Source organism: Pedobacter miscanthi (genome assembly GCF_003315595.1).
GTDB classification, from domain to species: Bacteria; Bacteroidota; Bacteroidia; order Sphingobacteriales; family Sphingobacteriaceae; genus Pedobacter; species Pedobacter miscanthi.
Genome location: NZ_QNQU01000005.1, coordinates 257,573 through 269,741, shown reverse-complemented (window position 1 = coordinate 269,741; position 12,169 = coordinate 257,573). Strand labels below are relative to the sequence as shown.

Annotated in this window: 7 protein-coding genes; 3 read left to right on the top strand and 4 right to left on the bottom strand. The window is 39.5% G+C overall.

All coding sequences use genetic code 11. The features are described 5' to 3' along the window. Positions 1–123: 123 nt before the first annotated feature. Together DRW42_RS08065 and guaB are read right to left on the bottom strand one after the other, a co-directional pair. On the bottom strand, positions 124–2,703 hold the full coding sequence (locus DRW42_RS08065) for a TonB-dependent receptor (RefSeq protein WP_113948311.1): 2,580 nt from the start codon (positions 2,701–2,703) through the stop codon (positions 124–126). Positions 2,704–3,386: 683 nt separating this feature from the next. After that, the gene (gene guaB / locus DRW42_RS08055; RefSeq protein ID WP_113948325.1) at positions 3,387–4,856 is read right to left on the bottom strand and encodes an IMP dehydrogenase; all 1,470 of its coding nucleotides are present in this window, start codon (positions 4,854–4,856) and stop codon (positions 3,387–3,389) included. Positions 4,857–5,165: 309 nt separating this feature from the next. Here guaB and DRW42_RS08050 point away from each other — a divergent pair, with 309 nt between their 5' ends. Genes DRW42_RS08050 through ppnP form a run of 3 tightly spaced genes read left to right on the top strand, consistent with a single transcriptional unit; the run spans position 5,166 to position 9,350 of the window. Then, positions 5,166–7,172: a DUF3857 domain-containing protein gene (locus DRW42_RS08050; RefSeq protein ID WP_113948309.1), complete on the top strand. Its 2,007-nt coding sequence runs from the start codon at positions 5,166–5,168 to the stop codon at positions 7,170–7,172. Beyond that, positions 7,172–9,067, top strand: a complete 1,896-nt coding sequence (locus DRW42_RS08045; protein ID WP_113948308.1) for a DUF3857 domain-containing protein — start codon at positions 7,172–7,174, stop codon at positions 9,065–9,067. Before DRW42_RS08050 ends, DRW42_RS08045 begins: the two co-directional genes overlap by 1 nt. 1 nt (position 9,068) lies before the next feature. Then, positions 9,069–9,350 carry a pyrimidine/purine nucleoside phosphorylase gene (gene ppnP, locus DRW42_RS08040; RefSeq protein ID WP_113948307.1) on the top strand — a complete coding sequence of 94 codons (282 nt, stop codon included), beginning with the start codon at positions 9,069–9,071 and terminating at the stop codon, positions 9,348–9,350. Between the two features lie 121 nt (positions 9,351–9,471). Here the strand turns inward: ppnP and DRW42_RS08035 are convergent, their stop codons facing one another. After that, entirely contained in the window at positions 9,472–10,743 is a 1,272-nt protein-coding gene (locus tag DRW42_RS08035) for a M16 family metallopeptidase (protein ID WP_113948306.1), read from the bottom strand. Continuing rightward, complete coding sequence (locus DRW42_RS08030; RefSeq protein WP_113948305.1) at positions 10,736–11,980, bottom strand: M16 family metallopeptidase; 1,245 nt, start codon at positions 11,978–11,980, stop codon at positions 10,736–10,738. The genes DRW42_RS08035 and DRW42_RS08030 overlap by 8 nt, the downstream gene beginning before the upstream one ends. Positions 11,981–12,169: the final 189 nt, after the last annotated feature.

The following is a 12,169-nucleotide window of genomic DNA, read 5'->3' as shown; positions in this document are numbered from 1 at the left end:
CACTTGAACTAAGATCACTTTTATTACATAGATACTGATAGGTTTAGCCTAAATAAAAAAAGGAATGGCATAACGCCACTCCTTGTTAACCAAATATATTAGAAAAAAGATTATTTTACTGTTTTAGAAGGTATAACGGATTGTTGCACCATAAGTTCTTGGATCGCCCAATACACCAGCGTATAAACCAGAGTTACCTGCCGCAGCCTGTAATTGCTCGTAGTAGTTTTTATTGGCAATATTTCTGCTCCAAACAAATAGTGAGAATTTATCTGATTTGAAACCTAACCTTGCATTAAATAAAGCGTATCCCTGAACGTTTAACACGCTGGATGGTGTAGGGTTAGAAGAATATTCTGAACGGTAGCTGGCATCACCTGCGATAAAATACCTGCCCTCTTTTGTCGCCAGATTCCCGGCAGTACTCAATTCTGCACCACCAGATATATTCCATTTCGACACACCCGGTAATCTCCCGCCTGAAGCATCTTTAAACGCTACCTGCGTGGCTACACCATTTACCAGTTCGGTATGGCCGGTTTCTTCTAACGGAAGTGGTGCATTGGTAAATTTTACATATTTACCATCAAGATAAGCTAAAGCTGCATTTAAGGTTAAAAATCTTTCCAACTGGTAACTGCCGTCAATTTCCAGACCTTTTACCCTAACTTTTTCGGCATTGGCCAGATAGCCCCTGTTAACACCCAATTGCGGCGACTGAACATTGGTTTGGTAATCTTTGATATCAGTATTAAATGCACTGATGTTAACGATAGCACCTTTAAATGGTTTTGTTTTAGCACCTAATTCGTAATGCTGAACATACTCCGGTTTAACAACAGCTACCGATAAATCGGCTGCTCCGGTAGAAGTAGTTGGTAAACCACCTACGTTAACCCCCACTGGTTTGTAAGCGGTAGAGAAAGTTCCATAAACGTTTAAGTTATGATTCGGACGGTAAGATACCGTGAAGTTACCCGATAAATTGTTGTTATCAACCTTTGTTGTAAACTGCTGATTTGCATATACAGCCGCTTTGAGCGCCAGTAAAGCAGCATCATTGGTTTGTAAACCGCCGTAGGTTACCCTATCATAATCAACATCTTTTTTATCATACGTATACCTTAAACCTGGTAACACATGAAGGTTCTTCAATACTTCCCAATCTACCTGCGCAAAAATTGCAGCACTTAACGATTTGATGGTAGAGTTGGTTTTGATACCAAAACCATCGAGTAAACCCGGGGTTGAATATAAAGCCTGACTACCGGTATTGCTGGTTTGCACAAATCTCCACTGATCTTTACCTACTTCTTCGGTTTGCGCTAAACCTTTTAAATTCTGACCCAATAAATATACGCCAACTACCCCGCTTAATTTATCCGTAATATTCCCGGCATACCTGATTTCCTGCGAATATTGATCGTGGCGCGAAGTACCCTGCGATTTGGTTAAAGCAGCTAATTCCGAGAAATCCCTGTCGTTGGTAGGATCCCAGTTCCAGAATCTCCAAGCCGTTGTTGAGGTAAGTGTTCCGTTACCGATTTTATAATCTACGTTTAATGATATACCACCAATTGATTGGTTGTGGCGCCAAGGCGTATTGGTATTGATTTCCCTTGAAAAAGGATCGATTTTAGGCTGCTGATAACCTAAATCGGAAACAATTTTAGCATACTGGCGATATGCACTCCTCTCAGTTGTTGCAACACCTGCAATTACCAGCGGATAACCTGCCGGATGCTGAATGCTTACATCGCCGCTTAACAATACCTGTAATTTTTCTGAAGGGGTATAATACAACTGACCTTTAAAACCTAGATTATTCTGTCCGCTATATTTACGTTCTTCCCTGGTGTTCCAGATGGTTCCATCGCGTTGTGTACCTGAAATTGAAATTTTTGCAGCAAGATCTTTTGCCAGGGCTCCTGAAACAGAAGTTTTGGCCTGGATGAAATTATAATTACCCACACTTAATTCTACTTTTGCGCTGGGCGTTAAAGTTGGTTTGCTGGTGGTGATGTTAAATGCACCTGCTGTAGTGTTTTTACCGAACAAGGTACCCTGCGGACCGCGTAAAATTTCGATCTGTTCGATATCAAGAAAATCGGTTGAGGTTGCTGCCGGACGTGCGTGGTAAACACCATCTACGTAAAAACCTACACCTGGATCGATACCATCGTTGGTTAAACCGAATGTAGAACCCAGTCCCCTGATGTTAAGTGTTGTATTTCTGGCATTCGAGGCATATAACTGTACCGAAGGCACCAATTCTTTTAAACGGTTTACGTTAAAAGCACCTGCATTTTCTGCTGCACGACCACCGATAACGGTAATTGGAATAGGCACATCCTGTAAAACCTCCGAACGGCGACGTGAGGTTACCACGATTTCATCTAAAAGGGCACTTTCTACCAAAACCAGCTCGATAGGAGTTTCCTGATACCTTAAAATCTGAAAATCCTGAGGTTTATAACCTACCGAACTTACCTGAAGGTAAAATGGCGGTTCCTGTTTTGCGTCGATTTTGAAAGCACCGTTATCATCGGCGCTTACGGTAATATTGGTGCCCCTAACTTTAATGGTTGCACGGGGTACCGGCTCACCGCTGGATTTTTTGATAATACCTGTTATTGGACTCTGGGCAAAAGCGATGCCTGCCGAAAGCAAAAATGAAAAGAGAAAGAGTAAACTTTTGTTCATGATTTAGTTGATAGTTTGTTTTATTTATTGTTGATTAACGGCCCGTTCGAAAATATTCGATTACTGTTTTAGCATGGCAACAACAACAATAGATGCGTGATTTTTGATGAGTTTTCATAATTATTATATAAATCCTATAGATTTAGTCGACAAATATATTAAAAAAATCTATCTGCCAAATTTTATTTTGCGAATTTTTCCATTAGACCTCGCAGGTTTAAAAAACCTGCGAGGTCTTTGTTTAGTTCCGGTTCGTGGCGACACGAACCAAGGCAAGGCGACACAAAACGAGACGAGGGCGAGCAGTTTACAAATCTAATCTGCTCCAAACAACCTCTGTTTTAGGTTAAATAAACCTGATAGAACGGAAAGCCCGCAAGCGAGGAACGAGTGCGGACTTGGAGGGATAGCAGGACTATCGGCTGCCATTAATACTGAACCCAACATTTCCCAAAAAAATATTGACCACCTAAGACACCTTAGCCAAATATCCTTTCGGTTCGTGGCGACACGAACCGAGGCGAGAAGTTTAAAGACTTTCTAGACCTCGCAGGTTTCGAAAACCTGCGAGGTCTGGCATAAAACAAAACGGGGCTATCGTAAACCGATGCCCCGTTCATTTATTCTTTAAAATTGTCAGGTATTTTCATTTACCCTATACCTTAAGCCTTACACCTAAAGCCTTATCTGGTATAATTAGGTGCTTCTTTAGTAATGGTGATATCGTGCGGATGACTTTCGCGCATACCTGCAGCAGTAATCTGTACAAATTGAGCTTCCTGTAAGGCTTCGATATTGGCTGCTCCGCAGTAGCCCATACTTGCACGTAAACCGCCAATGTACTGATACATTACTTCGGCCAAAGTACCTTTAAATGGTACACGACCTACAATACCTTCAGGAACCAACTTTTTAATATCATCTTCCACATCCTGGAAATAACGGTCTTTAGAACCCTGCTCCATGGCTTCGATAGATCCCATACCACGGTAAGATTTAAATTTACGTCCTTCGTAGATAATGGTTTCGCCTGGTGATTCTTCTACTCCTGCAAATAATGAACCTGCCATTACAGTACTAGCACCCGAAGCAATTGCTTTAGCAATGTCGCCGGTGTGTTTAATACCGCCATCGGCAATAACCGGTACGCCTGTGCCTTTTAATGCTTTGGCGCATTCGTAAACGGCATATAATTGAGGAACACCCACACCGGCAATAATCCTGGTGGTACAAATAGAACCCGGACCAATACCTACTTTAACTGCATCAGCACCGGCATCAGCCAGGAACTTTGCAGCAGCACCTGTAGCAATATTACCAACTATAACCTGTAAATCAGGATATTTAGCTTTAACTTCTTTTAATTTATCAACCACACCTTTCGAGTGTCCGTGGGCGGTATCAATGGTAATTACATCAACACCAGCTGCAACCAAAGCATCAACCCTTTCGATGGTATCGGCAGTTACGCCAACCGCAGCACCAACACGTAAACGGCCGCGTTCATCTTTACAGGCAACAGGATAATTTTTAACTTTCGATATATCTTTAAAAGTAATTAAACCACTCAGGTAGCCATCTTTGCTTACTACCGGAAGTTTCTCGATTTTATGATTCTGCAAAATTTCTTCAGCCTGTACCAATGTAGTACCTTCTGGTGCAATGATTAAGTTTTCTTTCGTCATTACTTCAGAAACCGGTCTTTTCATATCCTTCTGAAAACGCAGGTCCCTGTTTGTAATAATACCAACCAATTTATTATCGCTGCTTACTACCGGAATACCACCTATTCTGTGTTCTTTCATGATTTTGAAAGCATCGGCCACAACTGCTGTTTCCAGTAAAGTAACCGGATCCTGGATCATGCCACTTTCAGAACGTTTTACCTTACGTACCTCAGCAGCTTGTCTTTCAATAGTCATGTTTTTGTGCAACATCCCGATACCCCCATTTTGCGCAATGGCAATGGCAAGCTCGGCCTCTGTTACGGTATCCATTGCTGCAGAAATCAACGGAACGTTAAGTTTGATTTTTTTGGTTAAAAAAGTGGATGTATTTACTTCACGGGGCAGAATTTCTGAATATGCGGGTACCAAAAGTACGTCGTCGTAAGTTAAACCTGTGGCAATAAATTTTGTGGAATCGAGTTGCATAGCAAATAAATTAGGATTTATTATTTGCCAGGCAAAGATACGGAAATAACGCGAAAATAAAAGCATAAAGATAAAAATGCTTAAATATTGAGCTTGGCTGACAATTGCCCTAATCTGCCAAAATGAATCCCTTAGCCAACCGGTAAAAAAAGGAGCAGGTATATGATCTGTTTACAAATGATATTCCAGCAATAATCGATGAACTTACAGCACCTATCCCTCCTTTAAATTTATTATTGTACTTCAATTATTTATAAATATTTAAAAGATTGTTTTTATAATTGCATCAACCAATAAACTATTTATATAATGCAGAAAAATGCTCTCAAATTTCTGACTTTAATGCTATGCATTGGGGTTGGCAGTCTCTATGCCCAAACGGGCCAAAATGTAAAAAGGGAATTTAAATTCGGAAAAATTGCACCGGCAGAATTTGAAACGAAAGTTTCTGGAGCAGATTCTTCGGCATCGGCAGTTAAATTGTTTGATGTAGGCGAATGTTATTTCGAAATCAGCCCTTCTTCCAGCGGTTTTATTTATGTTTTTGAAAGGCACATCCGCTACAAAATCCTGAACAAAAACGGGTATGACCTGGCCAATTTTAAAGTAGAACTTTACAAAAGCAGCGGCTCGGCAAAAGAAGATCTTAACTACATGGATGCAGCAACCTATAATATGGTTGATGGCAAAATGGTTACCAGTAAACTAAACAAGGATGCCAAATTTACCGAGGAGTTTAATAAAAATTATGTGATCAAGAAGTTTGCCCTGCCAAATGTAAAGGAAGGATCTATTATTGAGTTTAAATACAGGATCAAATCTGATTTTATTTTTACCCTCCGCGGCTGGAAATTCCAGTCGAGTGTGCCAACACTGTGGTCGGAGTATAACGTAAGGATACCTGAATATTTTAATTATAAAACCAATATGAGTGGTTATTACCAGGTAGATCATCCGCTTCATCAAAATGTAAATGCATCATATATAGCCGGCGTAAGCTCCAACGCAGTGTACGATAAATATTGCGTAGCCAACATTCCTGCATTAAAGGATGAGCCTTATGTTACTACTATGGATGATTACAATCCCAAAATAGAATTTGAGCTTAGGGCGACCAATTTCCCCGGTGATGTTTACCACGATTATAACGGCTCATGGTCTAAAATCATCAATGAACTGGCACAGGATGAAAATTTTGGTGCTTATATTAATAAAAACAGCTATGCAAAGTCGGTACTTCCGGGCATTTTAAAAGGAGAAAAAGATACGCTGGCAACGGTTAAACTGATCTTCAACTATGTTAAAAACAATGTAAAATGGGACAAACATTATTCGAAATATTCAGACGCGACTAACCCAAAGACCCTTTTTGAAAAGAAAACCGGTTCATCGGGCGATATCAACCTGGCCCTGTTAAGCTTATTAAAAGAGGCAAAAATCGAAGCTTACCCGGTGCTGATCAGTACAAGAGAAAATGGGATGCACCCCGGTTACCCACTCATTTCGGCATTTAATAACGTAATTGCAGTTACACAGATCGGGAACCAACTGTATTTTCTTGATGCTACCGATAAAGATCTGCCTGCCGGGATGCTGGATTACGAAAATCTGAGTCACCAGGGTTATTATATGGATTTTAAAACCTTTAACGGAAAATGGCTTTCTACTGAGCCCAGCATTGCAAGCGAAAAGATTTTTGTATACAATATGGTGCTCGATAAAGAGCATAAACTATCAGGAAAAATCAACCAGTATTCAAAAGGTTACTCGGCTTTAAACCTGCGTAATAAATACAGAAAAACCAATAATGAAACCGAGTTTATCAAAGATTTGAAAAAAGATAAAACCGGCTTAGAAGTTTCTGCCTATAAAATAGATAACCTGGATAACCTCGATGAGCTGTTAAGCGAAAGCATGGATGTTGTAATTGAGGATAATGTAGAAGAAGCCGGTAACTTGGTATACTTTACTCCTCTCCTTTTCGAGCGGACAAAAGAAAACCTATTCAAACTGGAGGAGCGAAAATTTCCCGTTGATTTTGCCTATCCATTTAAAGAGAGTTACCGTATTACCGTAAACTTCCCTGAAGATTACGAAATTGACAAACTTCCAAAAGGCGGAATTTACAAGCTGCCCGAAGAAAATGGAACTTTCACCATCAATTATATATCAGAAGGCAAAACCCTTATGATAAAAAGTACCATTAACGTTAATAAATCATTTTATACCCCTGAAGAATATTTCGATTTAAAAGAATTGTTTAAAGCTGTGGTAGAAAAACAGGCCGAGCAGATTGTATTTAAAAAGAAAGGCTAATGAGATACTATTTAAGCTTAGCATTTGGACTACTGGCAATGGGTAGTGCATTTGCACAAACAGATTACGATGTAGCCAAAATTCCAGATAACCTGAAAAAAGACGCCGTTATGGTGGTCAGAAATGAAGAATCTTTTTTTGATGTTAAAGGTTTAGGATCAGCAAGGATGGATTTCAAAGTGGCCATGACAATTTTGAACAAAGCCGGCGAAGAATATAGCGAAATGGCTGAGGTTTATGATAAATTCAGCAGCATTTATAATATTAAAGCCACACTTTACGATGCTACAGGCAAAAAAATCAAAGATTACAAGAGTTCGGATATTAAAGACCAAAGCCTGATCTCCGATTTCTCGATATTTGAGGACAACAGATTAAAACTTTTAAAATTTGTAAGTGTAAATTATCCCTATACGATAGAATACAGTTACAGCCAGGATTATAATGGAATACTTTATTTTCCGTCGTGGCGCGATATTAAAGGTTTTGGCGTATCGGTAGAAAAATCGTCGTACACGATCCAAAAGGCAAAAAACTATAAAATGCGCTACCTTACCAGTCGTAATTTACAGACTGATTCTGTAATTATCGGCGAAAAAGTGCAATATAAATGGAAAAGTGCTAATGTTGCAGCTGTAGCCAGCGAGCCTTTAAGTACCGGTATCGACAATATTTCTGCCTGGGTTAAAGCCTCACCAAACCAGTTTGAATATGATGGCTCATCAGGAAATTTCGACAACTGGCAAAATTTCGGTTCATGGTTATATAACCTCAACCAGGGCGGAAATAAATTACCCGAAGCCACCAAACTGATGGTGCAGAATTTAATTAAAGATGCCAAAACACCTAAAGAAAAAATCAGGATATTATACAACCACTTGCAGCAAAATACCCGCTATGTGAGCGTTCAGTTGGGCATCGGCGGTTTCAGGCCTATTTTGGCCGAAAAAGTGGCGCAGGTTAATTATGGTGATTGTAAAGCACTTTCTAACTACATGAAAGCATTGCTTAACGAAGCAGGTATTGCCTCAAACCTGATTGTAATCGGAAACGATATGCCAAGTTTAAACCCAAACTATTCGAGCATGGGCCAGGCAAACCACATGATATTATGCGTACCCATGCCAAAAGATACCACCTTTTTAGAATGTACAAGCCAATACAAACCTATGGGCTTTGTGGGTTATAGCAATTCAGACAGGAATGTACTAATGGTTACCGAAAATGGCGGAAAAATTGTGCATACCCCGGCTTATAATCCGAAAGAGAACTACCAGATCAGGAAAACGAAAATTACCCTGGCCGAGGATGGCACAGCTAGTTCAGAAATCAGATCTACTTACGGCAATGCCCAGTTTGAAGAAAATTTTTCGATGACACTGATGGAACCTGTTGAACTCAGGAAAAGAATTATCGAAGATAGCCCGATCCCGGTAGCAGAGCTCACCAGTTACAAATACCTACAGCCTGATAAAACAGTGCCTGTGCTTACAGAAGAGATTAATTTTAAAACCAACCCAATATTAACTAAGGGTGGAGATAAGTTATTTCTGGTGGTCATCCAAATTAACCGCCGTGAGAGTGTTCCGCTTAAAGTAGAAAATCGGAAAACCTATTTCGCTGTTCCATTTGGTTACAATGATGATGACGAAATCAGTTATATCCTGCCTAAAGGTTATAATGTGGAATTTTTACCAAAAGACATCACCATTACCTCCGAATTCGGATCGTATACAGCGAAATTCAGCGTAAAGGATAATACCATTGTTTATAACCGTACACAAACGATGAACAATAAAAAGTATGCTCCGGAAAAATATGGTGAATATGTCGATTTTTATAAAAAGATTTACCAGGCCGATAAACAAAAGGCCGTTTTAGCAAAAACCTTATAATATGATTACTGAAAACCAATATTTTGATGGCAACGTAAAATCGTTGGGTTACGAAACCACCGAAGGAAAATCGACCGTTGGGATTATAAACCCCGGAGAATATACCTTCGGAACAGCCCAAAAAGAAATTATGTACGTGATAGAAGGCGAACTGGAAGCACTGCTTCCTGAAAGTGCTGACTGGCAGATCATCAAAGCGGGCGATAAATTCGAAGTACCGGCAAATACATCATTCAAAGTAAAGGCAACTGTCCAAACAGCATATTTATGCCAGTATAGGTAATTAAATTTATTGCAAAAAAGTCGTCATTTCGAGCGAAGTGTAACGAAGTCGAGAAATCTATCTGGATAGATCTCTCCATTCCGCTGCGCTTCAGTCGAGATGACGAATAAAAAGGGTAAACTTACTTCTTCCCGATTACTACTTCCGTAAAATGCTCAGTAGTAAAATATTTATTAGCTAAGGCCAATAATTCTTCGGCAGTTATGCTTTTCACCGTTTCAATGTAGTTGGTGTAATAATCATAATCCAGGCCTGAAAAGTAAATGTTCTTAAACTTATCCGCATGTGAGAACACATTTTCCAAACTGCCCAACATCGAACCCAACATATAATTCCGAACCAGGTTGAGTTCTTCTTCTCCTATCAGTTCATTTTTAAGGATATCTATTTCCTTGTAAATTTCTGTTAAAGCTGCCGAACAAACATCTGCCCCTACTTCGGTGGCAATAAACAGATAACCGGCCTGCTGTAAAGATGAAATACCCGAACCAATGCCGTAGGTATAGCCTTTGTCTTCACGGATATTATTCATCAAACGAGATCCAAAATAACCTCCCAATACGGTATTTAAAATCTGAAGTCCGGAAAAATCTTCGTGTTTACGGTTAATAGCCAATTGCCCGATTCTGATTGCAGATTGTAAAGCCTCTGGTTTTTCGACATAAATAACCTGTTTGTCGGTTGTGTTGAAATTAAAGCTGTTTTTTACCGCACTGCTTTTTTCCCAGTCTTTTCCAAAAGCACCATTCAACAGGTTGAACGCAGCATCATTAAACTTCCCTGAAACTACAATAGTGCAATTATTGGGGGCATATGCAGCTTTAAAATATTCGAGCAGATCTTCGCGTTTTAAAGCATCATAATGTTCAGCTTTTATATTTACACCATAAGCCGTATCGCCAAATAAGGCATTGGCAAATTCCTTTCTCGAAAGAATATCATTCTTTTTGAGGTTAACCTGAAGTTTTTGCTTCTGGTTCTGAATATAAATATCAAGTTCGTGCTGAGGGAACTGGCTGGCTGATAAAACGTCTTTAACAATCGGCAGTACCGAATGCAGGTGTTTATTTAAAGTATAGAGTGTAACCAACGATTGATCCTGCACATATTCTGTTTGAAAAAATGCACCATAAAAATCAATCTGTTCGGCTATTTCCTTCGAAGTTAATTTGTTTGTTCCATTGTTGATCAGCGCACTTACCGCGATGGCCTGTAAAGGTTTTTCGAGTTTCCAGTTTACATTTTCAAAAATAAATTCGATACGCACCAGGTCCTGCTCTCCCGAATAAATGGTAAAAACGGGAACACCATTATCCATTACCTTTTTTTCGGGCTGGATAAAATTTATTGTCGATACCTGCTTAAAATCAGGCGCCTGTTGTCTGTTAAGCATTTTCTTCAGTTAAATAATATAAAGTTGATGATGAATTGAGGTTGAAAGTTTCGTTTGATATCCTTCTGATATCTTCTGCCTCAACCTTTAAAAATGCTTCAGTTTCATTGTTCAACAAAGCCGCATCGCCCAGTAGTTCGTAATAGGCTAAATTCATGGCTTTGTCCAATAAACTCATTTCAGAAAAAACCAGTACCGATTCTACCTTGTTTTTCACTTTGGTTAGCTCCATGTCCGAAACCAGTTCTGCTTTTAGTTTATCCAGTTCTGCCCAAATTGCTTTCTCAGCCGTTTCTACCGTAACACCTTCTATTAGTTTACCTTCAACAATAAACAAACCCGGATCTAAACTGCTTGAGATATAGGCATTGATATCGCTAAATAGTTGCTGTTCTTTTAACAAACTGTTATATAACCGCGATGATTGTCCGCGTGATAAAATATCCGATAACAGATCAAATGCATAATAATCATCATTTAAACGTCCCGGCATTTTAAAAGCCATGTAAATTGCATTTAAGGGCACATTTGCTTTAACTGTTTCCTGCCTGGCTTCGGTTTGCGGCTCCTCCCGCACCAAATCGCGGTTATATTTTTCTCCGGCAGGGATTGGTTCGAACCATTTTTCGGCCAGTTTCTTTACATCTTCTGTTTTCACATTTCCGCCTACTACCAAAATGGCATTCTGCGGCGTGTAGTGTTTTTTGAAAAATGCTTTCACATCATCCATTGTTGCATTTTCGATATGCGAAAGTTCTTTACCGATGGTTGCCCAGCGATAAGAATGTTTTTTGTAAGCCAGCGGACGCAGTTTTAACCAAACATCGCCATAAGGCTGGTTAAGGTAACGCTGTTTAAATTCTTCACTTACCACATTGCGCTGCGTATCCAAACTTTTTTCAGAAAAAGCTAAGCTTAACATGCGGTCGCTTTCCAGCCAGAATGCTGTTTCTATATTTTCAGCAGGCAGCGTAATGTAATAATTGGTGATATCATTGCTCGTAAAGGCATTATTCTCGCCACCTACCCTTTGCAAAGGCTCATCATAACTTGGGATGTTTACCGATCCGCCGAACATCAGATGTTCAAATAAGTGTGCAAAACCCGTTTTGTTAGGATCTTCATCACGCGCACCTACATCATATAAAATATTTAAAACTGCCATCGGGGTTGTAGCATCTTCATGTACTAAAACCTTTAACCCATTGGCCAGTGTAAAACGATTAAAATCTACCATATCTAATTTTAGAACCGTAAAGATATTATTTTAAGGCAAAACGCAAGCTGGAAAATGATGGAGAATATAAAATGGCAAATGATGGACAATTTAAGAAGATAAAATGGATGATGGAAAATGGATGATGGAAAATGGAAACTCCACTATAACGCCATACGCTTTTCTCCTAGCGCTCCATACTTTTTTTTA